At 72.1% G+C, this 19,239-nt stretch carries 17 protein-coding genes; 12 read left to right on the forward strand and 5 right to left on the reverse strand.

Features of this window, described 5'->3' with window-relative positions; genetic code table 11:
* Window positions 1-117: 117 nt before the first annotated feature.
* From ACIRQY_RS25280 to ACIRQY_RS25300, 5 genes are all read left to right on the forward strand, one after another.
* Entirely contained in the window at window positions 118-1,008 is an 891-nt protein-coding gene (locus tag ACIRQY_RS25280) for a xanthine dehydrogenase family protein subunit M (RefSeq protein ID WP_351789962.1), read from the forward strand.
* 2 nt (window positions 1,009-1,010) lie between these two features.
* Window positions 1,011-1,598, forward strand: a complete 588-nt coding sequence (locus ACIRQY_RS25285; protein WP_403929529.1) for a (2Fe-2S)-binding protein — start codon at window positions 1,011-1,013, stop codon at window positions 1,596-1,598.
* Window positions 1,599-1,600: 2 nt separating this feature from the next.
* Window positions 1,601-4,006, forward strand: coding sequence for a xanthine dehydrogenase subunit D (gene pucD, locus ACIRQY_RS25290; protein WP_403929532.1), 2,406 nt, complete (start codon window positions 1,601-1,603; stop codon window positions 4,004-4,006).
* Window positions 4,007-4,383: 377 nt separating this feature from the next.
* Window positions 4,384-5,847: an NCS2 family permease gene (locus ACIRQY_RS25295; RefSeq protein WP_351789954.1), complete on the forward strand. Its 1,464-nt coding sequence runs from the start codon at window positions 4,384-4,386 to the stop codon at window positions 5,845-5,847.
* A 42-nt stretch (window positions 5,848-5,889) separates the two neighbouring features.
* Entirely contained in the window at window positions 5,890-7,026 is a 1,137-nt protein-coding gene (locus tag ACIRQY_RS25300) for an XdhC family protein (RefSeq protein WP_403929535.1), read from the forward strand.
* An 88-nt stretch (window positions 7,027-7,114) separates the two neighbouring features.
* On the opposite strand, the gene ACIRQY_RS25305 is transcribed toward ACIRQY_RS25300, so the two are convergent.
* The gene (locus ACIRQY_RS25305) at window positions 7,115-8,389 is read right to left on the reverse strand and encodes an MFS transporter (RefSeq protein WP_403929538.1); all 1,275 of its coding nucleotides are present in this window, start codon (window positions 8,387-8,389) and stop codon (window positions 7,115-7,117) included.
* 538 nt (window positions 8,390-8,927) lie between these two features.
* Here ACIRQY_RS25305 and ACIRQY_RS25310 point away from each other — a divergent pair.
* Both ACIRQY_RS25310 and ACIRQY_RS25315 read left to right on the forward strand, forming a co-directional pair.
* The gene (locus ACIRQY_RS25310) at window positions 8,928-10,430 is read left to right on the forward strand and encodes an MFS transporter (RefSeq protein ID WP_403929541.1); all 1,503 of its coding nucleotides are present in this window, start codon (window positions 8,928-8,930) and stop codon (window positions 10,428-10,430) included.
* 92 nt (window positions 10,431-10,522) lie between these two features.
* Window positions 10,523-11,128 (forward strand): TetR family transcriptional regulator, encoded by a 606-nt coding sequence (locus ACIRQY_RS25315; RefSeq protein ID WP_403929544.1) that lies wholly within the window; start codon window positions 10,523-10,525, stop codon window positions 11,126-11,128.
* 145 nt (window positions 11,129-11,273) lie between these two features.
* On the opposite strand, the gene ACIRQY_RS25320 is transcribed toward ACIRQY_RS25315, so the two are convergent.
* Both ACIRQY_RS25320 and ACIRQY_RS25325 read right to left on the reverse strand, forming a co-directional pair.
* Window positions 11,274-12,638, reverse strand: a complete 1,365-nt coding sequence (locus ACIRQY_RS25320; protein ID WP_403929672.1) for an ROK family protein — start codon at window positions 12,636-12,638, stop codon at window positions 11,274-11,276.
* Between the two features lie 293 nt (window positions 12,639-12,931).
* Complete coding sequence (locus ACIRQY_RS25325; protein WP_351789939.1) at window positions 12,932-13,537, reverse strand: TetR/AcrR family transcriptional regulator; 606 nt, start codon at window positions 13,535-13,537, stop codon at window positions 12,932-12,934.
* Between the two features lie 117 nt (window positions 13,538-13,654).
* On the opposite strand from ACIRQY_RS25325, the gene ACIRQY_RS25330 reads away from it, so the two are divergent.
* Window positions 13,655-14,809, forward strand: coding sequence for an acyl-CoA dehydrogenase family protein (locus ACIRQY_RS25330; protein ID WP_351789936.1), 1,155 nt, complete (start codon window positions 13,655-13,657; stop codon window positions 14,807-14,809).
* Between the two features lie 72 nt (window positions 14,810-14,881).
* Here the strand turns inward: ACIRQY_RS25330 and ACIRQY_RS25335 are convergent, their stop codons facing one another.
* A complete protein-coding gene (locus ACIRQY_RS25335; RefSeq protein ID WP_403929675.1) occupies window positions 14,882-15,445 on the reverse strand; it encodes a heme-binding protein in 564 nt (187 codons plus the stop codon).
* 486 nt (window positions 15,446-15,931) lie between these two features.
* Between ACIRQY_RS25335 and ACIRQY_RS25340 the strand changes: the two genes are divergently transcribed.
* Window positions 15,932-16,324: a peptidoglycan-binding protein gene (locus ACIRQY_RS25340; protein ID WP_403929549.1), complete on the forward strand. Its 393-nt coding sequence runs from the start codon at window positions 15,932-15,934 to the stop codon at window positions 16,322-16,324.
* A 197-nt stretch (window positions 16,325-16,521) separates the two neighbouring features.
* Window positions 16,522-16,935 (forward strand): peptidoglycan-binding protein, encoded by a 414-nt coding sequence (locus ACIRQY_RS25345; RefSeq protein ID WP_403929552.1) that lies wholly within the window; start codon window positions 16,522-16,524, stop codon window positions 16,933-16,935.
* On the opposite strand, the gene cynR is transcribed toward ACIRQY_RS25345, so the two are convergent.
* A complete protein-coding gene (gene cynR / locus ACIRQY_RS25350) occupies window positions 16,923-17,903 on the reverse strand; it encodes a transcriptional regulator CynR (protein ID WP_403929554.1) in 981 nt (326 codons plus the stop codon). The two genes, ACIRQY_RS25345 and cynR, sit on opposite strands and share 13 nt — an antisense overlap.
* 83 nt (window positions 17,904-17,986) lie before the next feature.
* Between cynR and ACIRQY_RS25355 the strand changes: the two genes are divergently transcribed.
* Both ACIRQY_RS25355 and cynS read left to right on the forward strand, forming a co-directional pair.
* A complete protein-coding gene (locus ACIRQY_RS25355; RefSeq protein WP_403929557.1) occupies window positions 17,987-18,577 on the forward strand; it encodes a carbonic anhydrase in 591 nt (196 codons plus the stop codon).
* 69 nt (window positions 18,578-18,646) lie between these two features.
* On the forward strand, window positions 18,647-19,117 hold the full coding sequence (gene cynS, locus ACIRQY_RS25360; protein WP_403929560.1) for a cyanase: 471 nt from the start codon (window positions 18,647-18,649) through the stop codon (window positions 19,115-19,117).
* The last annotated feature ends 122 nt before the right edge of the window (window positions 19,118-19,239 follow it).

Raw genomic sequence — 19,239 nt, forward strand, 5'->3', positions numbered from 1 at the left:
GTACTGGGCCACACACCGCGTGAACAGCACATGAACGTGACGACGTCGAGGGCCGGCCGTCTCCCCGGAACCCCGCGTGAGACCCCTGATCACCAGAATCACTGGAAGAGAGCCACCATGGACTTCCTTCGTCCCGCCACCTGGGAGGAGGCGCTCGCCGCCAAGGCAGAGCACCCCACGGCCGTGCCCCTCTCCGGAGGCACGGACGTGATGGTCGAGATCAACTTCGACCACCGGCGGCCCGAGTACCTCCTGGACCTGAACCGCATCGAGCTGCTGCGCGACTGGGAGGTCGGCGAGGAGAACGTCCGCCTCGGCGCTTCCGTGCCGTACACCCAGATCATGGAGAACCTCCGTGCCGAGCTGCCGGGCCTCGCGCTCGCCTCGCACACGGTGGCCTCCCCGCAGATCCGCAACCGCGGCGGCGTCGGGGGCAACCTCGGCACCGCCTCGCCCGCCGGTGACGCCCATCCGGCGCTGCTCGCCGCGGGCGCCGAGGTCGAGGTCGAATCGGTGCGCGGCAGCCGCCTCATCCCGATCGACGCGTTCTACACCGGCGTGAAGCGCAACGCGCTCCAGGCCGACGAACTCATCAAGACCGTCCACATCAAGAAGGCCGACGGTCCCCAGCAGTATTCAAAGGTCGGCACCCGCAACGCGATGGTCATCGCGGTCTGCGCGTTCGGCCTGGCCCTGCACCCGGAGACCCGGACCGTGCGGACCGGCATCGGTTCCGCCGCGCCCACCCCGATCCGCGCCAAGGAGGCCGAGGAGTTCCTCAACGCGGCTCTGGAGGAAGGCGGGTTCTGGGACAACGGCAAGATCATCACCCCGTCGGTGGCGAAGCAGTTCGCCGACCTCTGCTCGGGTGCCGCCAACCCGATCGACGATGTCCGGGGCACCGCCAAGTACCGCCGCCACGCCGTCGGCATCATGGCCCGCCGACAGCTCGGCTGGACCTGGGAGCAGTACCGCGGCAGCGGTCGCACGCTTGAGGGAGCTGCATAACCATGCGCGTCAATTTCACGGTCAACGGACGCCCGCAGGAGGCCGACGACGTCTGGGAGGGCGAGTCCCTCCTCTACGTCCTGCGGGAGCGGCTGGGCCTGCCCGGCTCCAAGAACGCCTGCGAGCAGGGCGAATGCGGCTCCTGCACGGTCCGCCTCGACGGGGTGCCGGTGTGCTCCTGCCTGGTCGCCGCCGGACAGGTCGAGGGCCGCGAGGTCGTCACCGTCGAAGGCCTCGCCGAGTACGCCAAGGAGCGCAAGGAGAACGGCGGTTGCGCCACCGGCTCCTGCGGCACCTCCCTCGACGCCGCCAAGAGGTGGCAGGCCAGGCCCGGTCAGGACTCGCAGACCGGCGAGGGCGTCGAACTCTCCCCGATCCAGCAGGCGTTCATCGACGCGGGCGCCGTCCAGTGCGGCTTCTGCACCCCGGGTCTGCTGATCGCCGCCGACGAACTCCTGGAGCGGCAGGCCGACCCGTCCGACCAGGACATCCGGGAGGCCCTCTCCGGCAACCTCTGCCGCTGCACGGGCTACGAGAAGATCCTCGACGCGGTCCGCCTGGCGGCCGCCCGGCAGGGAGAGGCGGTCTGACCATGGCACAGCACACCCGCACCGCACCGGCCGGTACGCCGACCAACGTCACCCAGAACCACACCAGGGGCGGCATCGGCGAGTCCACCCTCCGCCCGGACGGCACCCTCAAGGTCACCGGCGAGTTCGCCTACTCCTCGGACATGTGGCACGAGGACATGCTCTGGGGCCAGACGCTCCGCTCGACCGTCGCGCACGCCGAGATCGTCTCCATCGACGTCTCCGAGGCCCTCGCCATGTCCGGCGTGTACGCCGTGCTCACGTACGACGACCTGCCCGCCGAGATGAAGAACTACGGCCTGGAGATCCAGGACACCCCCGTCCTCGCCCACGGCCGGGTCCGGCACCACGGCGAACCCGTCGCACTGGTCGCCGCCGACCACCCCGAGACCGCCCGCCGCGCCGCCGCCAAGATCCGGATCGACTACCGGGAACTGCCCGTCGTCACCGACGAGGCGTCCGCCCTCGCCCCCGGCGCGCCCCTCATCCACGAGGGCCGCGACGACCACCACATCGGCCACGTCCCGCACCCCAACATCGTGCACCGACAGCCGATCGTCCGCGGCGACGCGGACGAGGCCGCCAAGCGCGCCGACGTCATCGTCTCCGGTGAGTACGTCTTCGGGATGCAGGACCAGGCCTTCCTCGGCCCCGAGTCCGGCCTCGCCGTACCCGCCGAGGACGGCGGCGTCGACCTCTACGTCGCCACCCAGTGGCTGCACTCCGACCTCAAGCAGATCGCCCCCGTCCTCGGCCTCCCCGAGGACAAGGTCCGCATGACGCTCTCCGGCGTCGGCGGCGCCTTCGGCGGCCGCGAGGACATCTCGATGCAGATCCACGCCTGCCTGCTCGCCCTGCGCACCGGCAAGCCCGTCAAGATCGTCTACAACCGCTTCGAGTCCTTCTTCGGCCATGTGCACCGCCACCCGGCGAAGCTCTGGTACGAGCACGGCGCCACCAAGGACGGCAAGCTCACCCACATGAAGTGCCGGATCGTGCTCGACGGCGGCGCCTACGCCTCGGCCTCCCCGGCCGTCGTCGGCAACGCCTCCTCGCTCTCCGTCGGCCCGTACGTGATCGACGACGTCGACATCGAGGCCATCGCGCTCTACACCAACAACCCGCCCTGCGGCGCGATGCGCGGCTTCGGCGCGGTCCAGGCGTGCTTCGCCTACGAGGCCCAGATGGACAGGCTCGCGGCGAAGCTGGACATGGATCCCGTCGAGTTCCGCCAGCTCAACGCCATGGAGCAGGGCACGGTCATGCCCACCGGGCAGGTCGTGGACTCCCCGGCCCCGGTCGCCGAACTGCTCCGCCGGGTCAAGGCCCGCCCCATGCCGCCGGAGCGCCAGTGGGAGACGGCGGGCGAGGGCGCGGACGTCCGCGCGCTGCCCGGCGGCCTCTCCAACACCACCCACGGCGAAGGTGTCGTGCGGGGCGTCGGCTACGCCGTCGGCATCAAGAACGTCGGCTTCTCCGAGGGCTTCGACGACTACTCGACCGCCCGCGTGGTCCTCCAGCTCATCAACGGCGAGCCCGTCGCCATGGTCCACACCGCCATGGCGGAGGTCGGCCAGGGCGGTGTCACCGTGCACGCCCAGATCGCCCGCACCGAGCTCGGCGTCACCCAGGTGACGATCCACCCGGCCGACACCCAGGTCGGCTCCGCCGGTTCGACGTCCGCCTCCCGGCAGACGTACATGACCGGCGGCGCGGTGAAGAACACCTGTGAGGCCGTCCGCGAGAAGGTCCTGGAGATCGGCCGCCGCAAGAACGGCTCCTACCACCCCGCCTGGGCCACCGCCGAACTCCTCCTGGAGGACGGCAAGGTCGTCACCGACGGCGGCGAGGTCCTCGCGACCCTCGCCGAGGTCCTGGACGGCGAGGAGCCGATCGACGTCGAGCTGGAGTTCCGGCACCGCCCGACCCAGGCGTTCGACCTGGTCACCGGACAGGGCTTCGGCCACGTCCAGTACACCTTCGCCGCGCACCGCGCGGTGGTGGAGGTGGACACCGAGCTGGGCCTGGTGAAGGTCGTCGAGCTGGCCACCGCCCAGGACGTCGGCAAGGCGCTCAACATGCTCTCCGTCGTCGGCCAGATCCAGGGTGGCACCACCCAGGGCCTGGGCGTCGCGGTGATGGAGGAGATCATCGTCGACCCGAAGACCGCGAAGGTGCGCAACCCGTCCTTCACGGACTACCTGATCCCGACGATCCTCGACACGCCGACCATCCCGGTCGACGTGCTCCAACTGGCCGACCCCAACGCGCCGTACGGCCTGCGGGGCATCGGCGAGGCCCCGACCCTGTCGTCCACCCCGGCCGTCCTCGCGGCGATCCGGAACGCGACGGGTCTGGAGCTCAACAAGACGCCGGTCCGCCCCGAGGCGCTCACCGGCACGCTGTAGGACCCTCCGGGCGGTCCGTGCCTTCCCCGGAACCGGAACCTCACGCGTCCGCCGCCCGCACCGCCCGGAGCCTGCCCCCAGGGCAGTACCGCCGCAGCACCGCACCAACAGCACCAACAGAACCGACAGCACCGCACCGCGTGATCCGCGGTGACCGCACCGTCCCGTAGTACCGATCCACCAGTACCGATCCACCAGTACCGATCCACCAGTACCGATCCACCAGTACAGATCCATCAGTACCGATCCAAGCGTTCGTCCCGGGCCGTCCCCCGTGTCGTGCAGCCACGCACCATCCCAAATCCCGCGACTTCGAAGGGCCGGAGTCCCTCTCCGGTCCCGTGCGGGTGCCCCTTTGAACCTTGGGAGTAGGCCCCATGACCCAGTCCGTGGAGCCCAGGACCAGCGCAGAGGACGCGGGCTCCGGCTCGCGCAACCCCGCCGGCAGATCCTGGCTCGACCGGTACTTCCACATCTCGGAGAGAGGTTCCTCCGTCGCGACGGAGATCCGAGGCGGCGTCACCACCTTCATGGCGATGGCGTACATCCTCCTGCTCAACCCGCTGATCCTCAGCGGCAAGGACGTCAACGGCGATCTGCTGAGCCAGCCCGCCCTGATCACCGCCACCGCCCTGGCCGCGGCGGCGACGACCCTGCTCATGGGCTTCTGGGGCAAGGTGCCCCTCGCCCTCGCCGCCGGTCTGAGCGTCTCCGGCGTCATGGCCTCGCAGGTCGCGCCGGTCATGACCTGGCCGCAGGCCATGGGCATGTCCGTGGCGTACGGCGCCGTGATCTGTCTCCTGGTCGTCACCGGCCTCCGCGAGATGATCATGAACGCGATACCGCTCGCGCTGAAGCACGCCATCACCATCGGCATCGGCCTCTTCATCGCGATCATCGGCTTCGTGAAGGCCGGATTCGTGCACGAGAACCCCGCCCCGGGCGGCGGTCCCGTGACCCTCGGCCCGGCCGGTGAACTCCAGGGCTGGCCGGTACTGATCTTCGCCGTCACCCTGCTGCTGATCTTCGCGCTCCAGGCCCGCAACATCCCCGGCGCCATCCTGATCGGCATCGTCGCGGGCACCCTCGTCGCCGTCGTCCTGAACGCGGTCGCGGACATCCCGGTCAAGGCCTGGTTCTCCGGCCCGCCGGAGCTCCACGGCAGCGCGGTCACCGCACCGGACTTCTCCCTGATGGGCCACGTGTCCTTCAGCGGCTGGGGAGATGTCGGCTACATCACCATCAGCATGATCGTCTTCACCCTGGTGCTCGCCGGGTTCTTCGACGCCATGGCGACCATCCTCGGTGTCGGCACCGAGGCGAAGCTCGCCGACGACAAGGGCCGGATGCCCGGTCTCTCCAAGGCGCTCTTCATCGACGGCGCCGGCGGTATCGTCGGAGGTGTGGGCGGAGCCTCCGGGCAGACGGTCTTCGTCGAGTCCGCGACCGGCGTCGGCGAGGGTGCCCGCACGGGTCTGGCCTCCGTGGTCACCGGCGGATTCTTCGCCCTCTGCCTCTTCTTCACGCCGCTCACCACGATCGTGCCGCAGGAGGTGGCCGCCGCCGCCCTGGTCGTCATCGGCTCGATGATGATGCAGAACGCCAAGCACGTGGACTGGAGCGACCGTTCCGTCGCCATCCCGGTGTTCCTCACCGTGGTCCTCATGCCCTTCACGTACACGATCACCACGGGCGTCGCCGCTGGTGTGATCTCCTACGTCGTGATCAAGACGGCGCAGGGCAAGGCGCGCGAGGTCGGCGCCTTCATGTGGGGCCTCACCGCGATCTTCGTCGTGTACTTCGCCATCCACCCCGTCGAGAGCTGGCTCGGCGTCGGCTGACGCCCCCCGCCCCTTCCCGCCCCTTCCCAGAGGAGAACCGAGATGCTGGACATCGCCGAGGAGCTGCACCGGTGGGTCGAGCAGGGACGCGCCTTCGCCGTCGCCACCGTGGTGGCCGTCGGCGGCAGCGCGCCCCGGCAGCCCGGCGCCGCCCTCGCCGTCGACAGCGAGGGCACGGCGATCGGCTCGGTCTCCGGAGGATGTGTGGAGGGGGCGGTGTACGACCTGTGCGTCCAGGCCCTCGACGACGGCAGGACCGTCGTCGAGCGCTTCGGCTACAGCGACGAGGACGCCTTCGCGGTCGGCCTGACCTGCGGCGGAATCATCGACATCCTCGTCACACCGGTGCGCGGCGGGGTCTTCCCCGCCGCGCTCGGCGCCGCCGCCGACGGAGCGGCGGCGGCCCTGGCCCGGATCGTCTCCGGCCCCGACGACCTGCTGGGCCGCGCCCTCCTGGTCCGCCCCGACGGCGGATACGAGGGCGGGCTCGGCGGCCACCCCGAGCTGGACCGCACGGCGGCCGGCGAGGCCCGCGCGATGCTCGACGCGGGCCGCACCGGCACCGTGGAGATCGGGGCGGACGGCAGCCGCTGCGGACAGCCGCTGACCCTCCTGGTCGAGTCCTCCGTCCCCGCCCCCCGCATGATCGTCTTCGGTGCCATCGACTTCGCCTCCGCCCTGGTGCGGGTCGGCAAGCTCCTCGGCTACCACGTCACCGTCTGCGACGCGCGGCCCGTCTTCGCGACGGCGGCGCGCTTCCCCGAGGCCGACGAGATTGTCGTCGCCTGGCCCCACCGCTATCTGGAGTCGACGGAGGTCGACGGCCGCACCGTGCTGTGCGTGCTGACCCACGACGCCAAGTTCGACGTACCGCTGCTCAAGGCGGCCCTGCGGCTCCCCGTCGCCTACATCGGCGCGATGGGCTCCCGCCGCACCCACGAGGACCGCAACGAGCGGCTGCGCGGAGTCGGCGTCACCGAACTCGAACTCGCCCGGCTGCGCTCCCCGATCGGCCTCGACCTCGGCGCCCGTACGCCCGAGGAGACGGCCCTGTCGATCGGCGCGGAGATCGTCGCCAACCGGCGCGGCGGCACGGGCGTCTCCCTGACGGGCGCCCACACCCCGATCCACCACGACATCCCCCGCGAACCCACCGGACGGATCGGATCGGTGGCGTAGCCCCACCCGCTCCGGCGCACCACCCACCGAGCTGCGGGGGTGGTGCGCCGGGGTGCTTGCTTCTCGGACGGCTGTCGGTGGTGTCTTCCTAGGCGGCCTCGGTGAGGGTCGACCTGTCCGCCCGGGGAGCCGTCAGGGCCGGGTTCGCGGGTACGGTCACGGCCCCTCGTCCCTCGTGGCGCGGCCACAGGAGGAGGGCGGCGACGGCCCCCGCCCCGGCGAGGAACGCGAGGACGGACCAGGCGGGAGCGAAGCCCGCTTCCGTGCCGAGCCATCCCGCGACCGGGTAGGTGATCAGCCAGGCCAGGTGCGAGAGGGAGAACTGGGCCGCGAAGGCCCCCGGGACCGCCTCCGGTCCGACGGAGCCGCGCAGCACCCCGCCGGTCGGTGTGATGACCAGCGCCATGCCGACACCGATCGCGCTCCAGACGACCGCCGTCGCGGCCCAGGTGAGCAGTCCGGCCGTCAGGAGCGTCAGCGCGGCGGCCGTGCCGCCGACCAGGACCGCCGCGCCGGTCATCATGACCGTACGGGCGGAGACGCGTCCGAGGACGCGGGGCAGCGCGAGGGCGGCGAGGAGCGTTCCGCCGCCGGAGGCGGCGAGCATCCAGGCGACGTCCGACTGCGAGCCGCCGAGCCCGGTGCGGACGTGGGTGACGGTGTTGACGACGACGATCGAACCCGCCGCCGCGACCACGAGGTTGAGCGCCATCACACCCCGCAGCCGGGGTGTCCTCAGGAAGGTCCTGATCCCCGCCGTCGCCCTGTCCCACGCCCGGGTCTCGGCGCTGGGACGGGCCTGGGGGACGCGCGCCGACAGGACCAGCGCCGCGGACAGGAGGAATCCGGCGGAGGTGCCGAGGAACAGCAGGTCGAAGCTCATGAACGCCAGGGCCACGGCCGCCAGTACGGGGCTGAGGAGGCTCTCCATGGTGGAGGCGACCTGGGAGGCGGACAGTGCCCGCGTGTAGGCGGACCTGTCGGTGACGATGTCCGGGATCACGGCCTGGAACGTCGGGGTGAACGCGGCCGAGGCGGCCTGCATCAGGCCGATGAGGACGTAGACGTGCCAGACCTCGGTGATCAGCGGCAGCGCCAGGACCACCGCGCCGCGCACCACGTCGAGGAGGACCAGGAAGGTTCTGCGGGGGAGGCGGTCGACGTACGCGGCCGCCAGCGGGGCGATGACCACGTACATGACCATCTTGATGGTGAGGGCGGTGCCGAGGACCAGACCCGCCCGGGGTCCGGCGAGGTCGTAGGCGAGCAGCCCGAGGGCCACCGTGGTCAGACCGGTGCCGAACAGGGCGATGACCTGGGCGGCGAACAGGTGGCGGTAGTCGCGGAGGGCGAAGAGGCGCATGGCGGGTTCCTTCCGTGTCCATGCGGTGGGGCGCGGCCCCGGGGCGGTGGCCGTGCCCCACGGAGGGGCGCTGGGACGACGTCGTGTGCCGGGGTCTTCCACCGGCAGGGGGCGGGCCCGCAGGGCGGGTGCCCCGGTGCCGCTCCCCGGTGTGCCGCGCCGCCGCGACCGCCGTGGCCGGTCGCCGTGTCCTGGCCGTACGTGCTCTTCATCGTGTCTCCCGCTGAGTGAAGCGTGCTGCCGGACCGGTGCTGGGTGGTGCCTTCTGTGCCGTGCCCGGCGCGCGATGTCCGCCGTGCCGGTGTGCGAGTCCGCCGTGCTGTGCGGTGCCGGGTGTACGCGGTGTCCCGCGTCGGCTCCGTACGTCCCGCATCCACCCCAGCAATATACCCCCCAGGGGTATTCCGACCTCCCAGGGATTTCCGCTTCGGAGTGGTGTGGCCTGAGTCACATACCCCCGGGGGGAATGAATTCCGGAGGTGTTAGGTTGTGCGAACCGAAAAAAGCAACGCTTGTACACTTTTCTGGATTGGTAGTCATGTCGTCACCCACCGCAGCACCCCCGGGAACCGGCCGTCATCTGGGGCTGGCCCTCATCGTCATCGCCTCGGCGCAGCTGATGGTCGTCCTCGACGGCACGATCACCAACATCGCGCTGCCGAGCCTCAAGGAGGACCTGGCCATCTCGGCCTCCGGGCTCGCCTGGGTCGTCAACTCCTACGTCCTGGCCTTCGGCGGCCTCCTGCTGCTCGGCGGTCGTGTCGGCGACCTGTTCGGGCGCCGCAGGATGTTCCGGGTCGGCATCGCGCTGTTCACCCTGGCGTCGCTGCTCGGGGGCTTCGCGACCAGCCCGGAACTGCTGATCGGCGCGCGCGTGCTGCAGGGCGTGGGCGCCGCGGTGGCGGCACCGACCGCACTGTCACTGATCGCCACGACGTTCCCGGAGGGCGCCCCGAGGAACAAGGCGATGGGCGTGTACGCCGGTATGTCCGGCATCGGCGCGACCGTCGGCCTGCTGCTCGGCGGCGTGCTGACCGAGTACCTCGACTGGCGCTGGGTGTTCTTCGTGAACGTCCCGATCGGTCTTGCGGTGCTCTTCGGCACCAAGGTGCTCGCCGAGGGCGACCGGGTGCGCGGACGCCTCGACCTGCCCGGCGCGGTGACCGGCACCGCCGGTCTCGTTTCCCTGGTCTACGCCATCACCCGGGGCGGTGAGCACGGCTGGACCAACGGCGGAACGCTGGCGTTCTTCGGCGCGGCCGCCGTCCTCCTGGCCGTCTTCGTGTTCCTCCAGACCAAGGTCGCGGCGCCGATGATGCCGCTGCGCCTGCTGGCCGACCGGAACCGCGCGGGCTCGTACGTGACGATGCTGTTCATCGGCGCCGGCATGTTCGCGATGTTCTACTTCCTGTCGCTCTACATGCAGCAGGTGCTCGGCTTCAACGCGCTGGAGACCGGACTGGCCTACATCCCGTTCAGCCTCGGCATGGGCATGGCGACGGGTGCCGGTTCGAAGCTGGTGGCGCGGTTCGCCCCGCGCGCCCTGACGATCCCGGGTCTGGCGCTGGCCGCCGCGGGGATGCTGTGGTTCGGCACGATGACCCCGGAGTCCTCCTACTGGACCCACATCATGCCCGCCATGTTCCTCACCGCCGTCGGCCTCGGTACGGCCTTCCTGCCCGTCACCCTCGGCGCCGTCTCCGGTGTCGACCACAAGGACGCGGGCATCGCCTCGGCACTGCTCAACACCGCCCAGCAGATCGGCGGAGCGATCGGCCTGGCCGTCCTGGCGACGGTCTCGACGACCACGGCCGACGAGAAGCTGCCCCACGCGGACGGCGCCTACTACCAGGCGCTGGCGACGAAGGACACCGGTCTGCTCGAACGCGCCGCGAGCGCGCTGACCGACGGCTACACCGCGGCCCTCGTGGGTTCGGCGGCCCTGATGGTCGCGGGCATCGTCGTGGTCGGACTCGCGGTCAACGCCAAGCGTCCGACGCCCGGGGCGGCCGACCGGCCGACCCCGGTGCACATGGGCTGACGTGCGAAGACGGCCGGGCCGGGAGGAATCCCCGGCCCGGCCGTCCGCGTACGATCACCCTCCAGGCCAGTTGAGGAACGAGGAGCACCGCCATGGAGGAGAAGGCGCGCAAGGGCGAGCGGACCCGCAGGCGCATCCTGGAGGCGGCCCGCCACGAGTTCGCCCTGCAGGGCTATGAGCGCGCCACGATCCGGGGCATCGCGGCGGCCGCCGAGTGCGACAAGTCGTCGGTCATCAAGTACTTCGGCACCAAGCAGCAGTTGTTCCGCGAGGCGGTGGAATGGCAGGCGTCGTTCGACGCGTCCGAGCTGAAGGTGTCCGACCAGCAGGCCGAGGACTACCTCCGGTCGATGCTGGCGGACTTCGCCGGGCCCCGCAACGACCCGATGTTCGCCCTGCTGCGCTCCGCGATGACCAACGAGGAGGCGGCACAGCTGCTCCGCGAGAAGACCACCACGGGCGCGGTGGACCCGCTGGCCGAGGCGCTGGACGGTCCGGACGCGCGGTTGCGGGCGGCCCTGGTGTCGGCGGCCATGTTCGGGATCGCGGTGCAGCGGGAGATGCTGCGGATGCCGTACATCGCCGAAGCGGACCTGGAGGACGTACTGCGCCTCTCGGGCCCGATGCTGCGGCAACTGCTGGAGCCACAGCCACAGCCGCAGCCGGGGGAGGGGGAGGGGCGCCCGTCCGGTTCCTGAAGCGGGGAGGGGGAAGTTCCCGCAACCGACCCCTTTCCGTGGCCTGTCGGGTGGGTGTCCGCGCCCCGGGGCCGGGAGATCACCGGCCGCCCCGGGGTCCCGTACGGGGGAATCGCGGGCCGGTGCGGGCCCGGGCGGCGGACCCTCAGTGCGCCGCCCTCTCCCGTACGGTCGACGCCCACGCGGGCTGCTCCTCGACGGCCTCCGCCGCTGCCCGCCGCCCGCCCCGGGCGAAGAAGTCCGCGAGCGGCAGGATCGCCGCGCCGACCGTCACCGCGTCGGGGCCGAGGGTGCCCAGACCGATGCCGACCCGCGCCGCCGGGTAGCGCAGCGCGTACGCCGTCGCGTAGCCCTTCACGGTCTCCAGGAAGCGGGCGCCGAGCTGGAGCCCCGCCCAGCCGCCGACCAGGATGCGCTCCGGCTGGAACAGATTGATCAGATCCGCGAAACCGGCGCCCAGATACTCGGCGGTCTCCTCCAGGACGGCCAGCGCGGTCGCGTCGGGCTCCACTCCGGCTCCCACTCCGGCCCCCGACGCGGACCCCGTCCCGGTCTCCACCCCTGTCTCCGCCCCGGCTCCCGCCGGGTACGCCGCCGCCAGCATCGCGGTGAGCGCCGTCTCCTCGTCCGCGCCCGCCGGGGGCCGCCCGCCTGCCTCCCGCCACCGTTCCAGGAGTGCCTCCGCGCCCGCGTACGCCTCCAGGCAGCCCCGGGCGCCGCAGCGGCAGCGGCGCCCCCGCACCCGTACCGTCAGATGGCCCCACTCGATCGCCCGCCCCGGGCCCATCGGGTCCGTGACCACACAGGCGCCGACGCCCGAGCCGAAGAGGAGGACCACGGCGCTGCGCGCGCCGCGCCCGGCGCCGAACCACATCTCGGCCTGGCCCAGGGTCTTCGCGCCGTTGTCGATCCAGTAGGGGACCCCCTCCGGGAGCGCCACGCTCGCCCGCAGCAGCCGCTCCAGGGGGACGGCGTCCCAGCCGATGGTCTGGCCGTGCACGACCGCGCCGTCCTCGGCGGTGCGCGCCACGATGCCGGGCACGCCGACGCCGACGCCGAGCAGCCGCTCCGGCGGCACGTCCGCCGCGCGCAGCACCTCGGCGATGCCCTCCCGGACGTGGCCGACGACCACCCCGACCTCGTACCGCTCGTGCGGGTCGGCCCCGTCCACGGCCAACGGGCGTTCCGCGCGCGCGAGTTCGGTGAGGGTGAGGTCGAACAGCTCGATCCTGACCCGGGTCTCGCCGACGTCCACCCCGATCATGCAGCCGCTGCCGGGGGTGATCCGGAGCAGGGTGCGGGGGCGTCCGCCGGCCGAGTCGACGCTGCCCGCCTCCTCGACGAGGCCCTCCGCGACGAGTTCGGCGACCACGTTGCTGACGGATCCCGAGCTGAGGCCGGTCGCGGGACCGAGCGAGAAGCGGCTCATCGGGCCGTCGAAGTAGAGGCGTTGGAGGACGGCGGTGCGGTTCTCGCGTCGCAGGTCGCGTACGGTACGGCCGTTCCGCATGGTCACTTGGCCCCCTGGTGAAGTAGTCCTGGGCGCAACATACCGCCGTCAGGACCTGTGAAGCGCCCTTCTCTTGAGGTTTAACTCACATCCTGAATTAAGTCGGGGGAGGGCTTCAGGACCTGAACGCGGGATGCTTCGGCGCCCCTTCTCCCCATCACTCCCCGAAAGGGCCCTGAGGAGTCGTGCGCGCAAGCGGAGCCGCGTCCGCCGGTGCCGCCACCGACGCCCGGTGACCCGCGCACGACCAGTGCGGCCCGGGAGCGGATGCCGGGCCTCTTCGGCGTACGTGCTCAGGCCCGGCGCAGGCCGCTGAGCAGCAGTTCCGCCAGCTGCTCGTACGCCTCGGCGTCGGCCAGACCGGTCGCGGCGGCCACCTGCCGCCGCTGGATGCGGACCATCACGGAGGAGATCACATCGGCCGCGAAGGTCACGTGCACCTCCCGGAACACCCCGGCCCGCACACCCTCCTCGATGAGCTGCTGGACCCGCCCGGCCGCCGCGCGCGTGTTCCGCTCGTACACCTCCGCCGCCGGTTCGAAACCGGCCACGTCGTCGAAGAACTGCGGCGAGACCGGCGCCAGCTCGGCCGAGACCGCCCGCAGATAGGCGGCCAGCCGGTCCGCCGGATCGGTCGCGGCGGCCAGAACCGCCTCGACCCGGCCCGTGGCCCTCCGGAAGAAGTGCACGACAGCAGCCCTGACCAGCTGTTCCTTGCTTCCGGCCAGGCCGTACAGGGTCCGCTTCGAGCAGCGGAGGCGGGCGGCGAGGTCGTCGAGCGTCAGCCGGGCGAAACCCTCGCCGACGAGCAGGGCGACCAGCTCCTCGAAGAGGGCGGAACGGCGCGCCGCGCCACGGCCCGTCAGCTTCGGGGCATCGACGGCTGGGGTCTCGATCACGCTCCCAGTATTCCAGGCCCGGTACCGCCCGGGGGTGACGGGCCGACCCGTCGGCGCTACGCTGAGCGGTACTGCAGTACCCGTCCCAGTACCACTTTGCGCGCCGCTGGAGTCGCCATGGATGTCGACCGCCTGCTCCCCACCCCCGAGGCGGCGGACCTCATCGCCCTCACCAGGGAGATCGCCGACAGGGAGCTCTCTCCCCTGGTGGACGCGTACGAGGCCGCCGAGACCTATCCCGAGGGGCTCTTCGCCACCCTCGGCAAGGCGGGCCTCCTCGGCCTGCCGTACCCCGAGGAGTACGGCGGCGGGGGCCAGCCCTACGAGGTCTACCTCCAGGTCCTGGAGGAACTCGCCGCGCGCTGGGCCGCCGTCGCCGTCGCCACCAGCGTCCACACCCTGGCCTGCCACCCGCTCCACACCTTCGGCACCACCGAGCAGAAGGAACGCTGGCTCCCCGCGATGCTGGAGGGCCGTACCGTCGGCGGCTACAGCCTCTCCGAGCCCCAGGCCGGGTCCGACGCCGCCGCCCTGAACTGCAGGGCCGAACTCCAGGAGGACGGCAGCGGCTACCGGATCACCGGCACCAAGGCGTGGATCACCCACGGCGGCAAAGCCGGTTTCTACGCCCTCTTCGCCCGTACCGCCCCCGGCAGCCACGGCATCTCCTGCTTCCTCGCCCCCGGCGCCACCGAGGGCCTCAGCTTCGGCGCCCCCGAGCGCAAGATGGGCCTCCAGGCGGTCCCCACCACCTCCGCCTACTGGGACGGCGCCCTCCTGGCCCCCGACCGGCTGATAGGGGACGAGGGGCAGGGACTCCAGATCGCCTTCAGCGCCCTGGACAGCGGCCGTCTCGGCATCGCGGCCTGCGCCACCGGCCTCGCCCAGGCGGCCCTGGACGCCGCCGTCGACTACGCCAACGAGCGCAGCACCTTCGGCCGCCGGATCGTCGACCACCAGGGCCTCGGCTTCCTCCTCGCCGACATGGCCGCGGCCGTCGACGCGGCCCGCGCCACCTACCTCGACGCGGCCCGCCGCCGGGACCTCGGCCGCCCCTTCAGCAGGCAGGCCAGCGCGGCCAAGCTGATAGCCACCGACACCGCCATGAAGGTCACCACGGACGCGGTCCAGGTCCTCGGCGGCTACGGCTACACCCGGGACTTCCCGGTCGAGCGCTACATGCGCGAAGCCAAGATCACCCAGATTTTCGAGGGCACCAACCAGATCCAGCGCCTCGTCATCAGCCGGGGCCTGTCCCGCACCCAGCAGTGACGCCGGTACGGGGGAGGGGGCGGCCCCGGTCGGCGGCGCGACGGGCCCCGGGCCGACGGCCCGGGCGGGTGGTCATCGGGTGAGGGTGGCGATGCCTGCCTGGGCGAACTTCTCGTCGAGGTCGCCGGAGGGGGCTCCGGCGACGCCGATGCCGGCGATGGGGGCGCCCTTGGCGGTGACGGGGGCGCCTCCGGCGAGGAAGAGGGTGCCGGGGATGTCCTTGAGGTTGGGGGTGCTGGTGAGGCGTCCGGCGAGGACGGAGGTGGGGGCGTTCCAGGAGACGGCGGTGAAGGCCTTCTTCACGGCGGACTCGTAGGACTGGGGGCCCGCGCCGTCGCCGCGGAGGGTGACGAGGGTGTTGCCGTTGCGGTCGACGACGGCGACGGAGACGCGCTGGTTCTCCTTCTCGGCGGCCTTCAGGGTCGCCTGCGCCGCCTTGGTCGCCGCCTCGACCGTCAGATGCGTCGACCGGGTGGTGTCGCGGTTCTTGGCGTCCGCCTCGGCGACGGTGGCGGCCGGGGCGGCCGTGTCCTTGCCGGTGGCGCCGGCCGAGTAGGCACCGAAGCCGCCGAGGGCGAGCGCGGCGACGACCGCCCCGCCGGTCACGGCACGGGTGCGCGAGGTGGCCTTCTTCACGTGCTTCATGGGGGTCTGCTCCAGGGGACTCGGACGACTGCCGGGGCCGTGCGGCCCGCCGCCTCTCCATCGTGGGACCGGCCTCCCGGTCGGCCCGTCGTCGTCCCGGCTGGCCCGTACGCCCGGATCGGTGGATGTCAGGGTCATCCGATCGGCCGACCCCGCGACGGGAGTTCCGGTGGCCCGGGACTCCGATGGTCCGCGAGTGCGGTTCGGCGGTCTGCGCGTCCGCCTGTCGATCGGCCGGTCCGCGATCGGCCGGTTCGCGGTCTGCCAGTTCGTGATCGGCCGGTTCGCGATCGGCCGGTCCCGGGGTTCCCGCCGGGCGGGTCGGCACGTCCCAGGGACGTGCCGAGCGGAACCCGGTGTGGCCTGGGAGGTCGTCCACCGGGCGGGTCCCGGGACGGCGGGACGCCCGGCGGGCCCGGCCGGACGGGTGCAGGCTTGCGGCGTCCTCGGCGAAAACGTTCGGAAAGGCTCCCCGACATGCGCAAGCTCCGCCCCGCGAAGGGCTTCGCGGCGGTCGTCCTGGCCGCCGCCGCGACCGGTGCCCTGCTGGTCACCGCACCGGCCGCCCACGCGGACGACTCCGCGTACAAGATCTGCAAGGACGCGTACGGCACCCGTCTCTCCCCCGGCGGGTACACCGTCCCGGCGGGCGACTACGCGGTCGGCGCCACCGGCGACTGCGTCCGGGGCCTCCAGGAACTCGTCTCGCGCTACGGCCTGACGGCGTGGGAGCAGAGCGGCGGCCCCTTCGTGGACGGCCAGTTCGGTGCCCGCACCGACTCGGCGATCCGCCGCTTCCAGAGCAACCGGGGTCTCGTCTCCGACGGCATCGTCGGCCCGAGGACCTGGGAGAAGCTCCTCACCGGCTGAACCGGCTGAACCGGCTGAACCGGCTGAACCGGCTGAACCGGCTGAACCGGCTGAACCGGCTGAACCGGTTGATCCGGCCGGAACCGGTTGACACCCCGGTCGAGCCTCGCTGCCCGGCCCTCTCGCGGCCTCCCGCGGCCTTCCGCCGCCTCCCCGCCTCCCCGCCTCCCGTCCCCCTCCCCGAAGGACCGAACGACATGACGACCCGCGCGACCCGCTTCCGTACCGCCTGGGCCGGGGCGCTCCTCGTGGCCGCCACCGCCCTCCTCGGCGGTCCCGCCGCCGCCCCCGCCCAGGCCTGGTGGTTCCAGGAACTCCAGCAGTGCAAGAACCTCTACGGCTCCGAGGTCTACATGGCCTGGGAGATCCCCACCGTGGTCCTCGCCAAGGGCTCGACGGGCGTGTGCGTCCGGGAGCTCCAGCTGGACCTCCTGGAGGTCGGAGCGGTCCGTGCCGAGGACCAGCCCGGCTTCGTCGACGGCGTGTTCGGCACCAAGACCTACAACGCGGTGGTGAAGTTCCAGCGGAGCACCGGTGTCCAGGGCGGCGCCGACGGGGTGGTGGGGCGTTACACCTGGCACGCCCTCATCGCCACCGTCTACTTCGAGTAGCCGCCCGCGCTCCCGGGGCTCCCGGCGCTCGCCTCCTCCCGGCCCGCGCCGATCCCGTCCGCGTCCTCCCGGCCCGCGCCTCCGTCGCCCCCGCCGCTCACGGCCAGGGCGGCGAAGGCGCGGGCCGCCGCGCTGCGGTATCCGGCCGCGCGGCGCAGCAGGGTGACCCCGCGCGGCGGCAGCGCGGGGGAGAGGGACACGGGGGTCAGGTGCGGGTGGTCGCGGGTGACGGCGTCGGGCAGGACGGTGGCGAGGGAGGTCCGCCGGACGATCTCGGTGAGGGCTCCGACCGCGTTGGTCTCGACCGCGATCCGGGGCCGTACGCCGTGCTCGGAGACGTACGCGTCGATGTGCCGTCGGGTGGCGAAGTCCCCGCTGAGCAAGGCGAGGTGATGGTGATTCAGTTCCTTCGCCGGGACCGGTTCGGTCCGTCCCGCGAAGGGATGTCCGGGGCCGACGACCAGACCGAGGGTCTCGGTGAAGAGCCCTGTGGCCTCGATGCCCAGGAGATGGCCGCCCTCGAAGGCGATGCCGAGGTCGAGCCGGTCGGCGAGGAGTTCGGCCTCGACGCGGTCCTGGGTCAGCTCCCGCACCTCCACGTCGATGCCCGGGTGACGGCCGTGGAAGGCGGCGACCAGGGGGCCGGTGAGGTAGGCGGTGAACGTGGGGGTGGCGGCCAGCCGCAGTCTGCCCTGGGAGAGGTCGTGGACGTCGAGCACCGCGCGCTCGCCCGCCGCGAGGTCCCGGAGGGCGCGCCTGGCGTACTCCGCGTACGCCTCCCCGGCGTCGGTGAGCCGTACCGTGCGGCCGGTGCGGTCGAGGAGCGGGACGCCGAGGGCCTTCTCCAACTGCTTGACCTGCTGGGAGAGGGTCGGCTGGGCGATCCGCAGTTCTTCGGCGGCGCGGGTGAAGCTGGCGTGCTCGGCGACGGCGAGCAGATAGCGGAGATGGCGGAGTTCCGGCTGCATGCCGCCGACTATAGACCTCATCTATGGCAGATATCGATGACAGGTCTTGGACGCTATAGCTCCTGTTCATGCAAGGTGAGGACATGCCTCATCTCGCCGAGGGAATCGCCCGCTTCCAGCGGGAGGTCTTCCCTGCCAAGTCCGGTCTCTTCGCCCGTCTCGCCTCCGACCACCGCCCCGGGACCCTGTTCATCGGCTGTTCGGACGCCCGGGTCGTCCCCGAGCTGATCACCCAGACCGACCCCGGTGAACTCTTCGTGGTCCGCACCGCGGGGAACCTCGTCCCGGCCCACGCCCCGGGCACCGACGGGGTCACCGCCGCCGTCGAGTACGCCGTCACCGTCCTCGGCGTGCGGGACGTCATCGTCTGCGGACACTCCGCCTGCGGTGCGATGACCGCGCTCGCCGAAGGACACGACCTGTCCGGGGCGCCCGCCGTCGCGGGCTGGCTGCGGCACGCCGACGCCTCGCTGGCCCGTACCGCCGCCGCCGGACGGGCCGGGGACGTGGCCGCCCTGGTCCGCGAGAACGTCGCCGCCCAGCTGGCCAACCTGGCCACCCACCCCTCCGTGGCCCGGGCCCTCGCCGAGGGCGACGTACGGCTGCACGGCTGGGTCTTCGACATCGCCGACGGAACCGTAGAGGAACTCACCCCCCTGACCCGGGCCGCCTGAACCACCGGCCACCCTCCCCTTATTTCCCCTCCCCTTTTCTCCCTCCTTCATGGAAAGGACGTACTCCTCATGGTGCACGCCCAGTTGGACCCCACCGCCCGTCGTGAGCTGGCCCTCGCCGCCGTCGAGGCCAAGACCGTCAAGGACCTCAGCTGGCAGGAGATCGCCGACGTCTCCGGCTACTCCGTCGCCTTCACGACCGCCGCCCTCCTCGGCCAGCACGCCCTGCCCGAGCCCGCCGCCCGCGCCGTCGCCGCCCTCCTCGGCCTCGACGAGGACGCCGTCCGGCTGCTCGGGACCATCCCCACCCGGGGCTCGATCGACGGCGGAGTCCCGACCGACCCCACCGTCTACCGCTTCTACGAGATGCTCCAGGTCTACGGGACCACCCTGAAGGCCCTGGTCCACGAGCAGTTCGGCGACGGCATCATCTCCGCGATCAACTTCAGGCTGGACGTGAAGAAGGTCGCCGACCCCGAGGGCGGCGAGCGCGCGGTGATCACCCTGGACGGCAAGTACCTGCCGACCAAGCCGTTCTGACCCGCTCCGCCGGGCGGCTCCCGCCAGCCGACGCGCTTCCGGACGACCCCCCGGGGTCCGCTTCCGGGAGCGCGTCCCGCGGTTCTATGGTGGGCGGCGCAGATCGCGCGGACCGCGCGGTC

It is taken from the genome of Streptomyces sp. NPDC101490 (assembly GCF_044767145.1).
GTDB lineage: Bacteria > Actinomycetota > Actinomycetes > Streptomycetales > Streptomycetaceae > Streptomyces.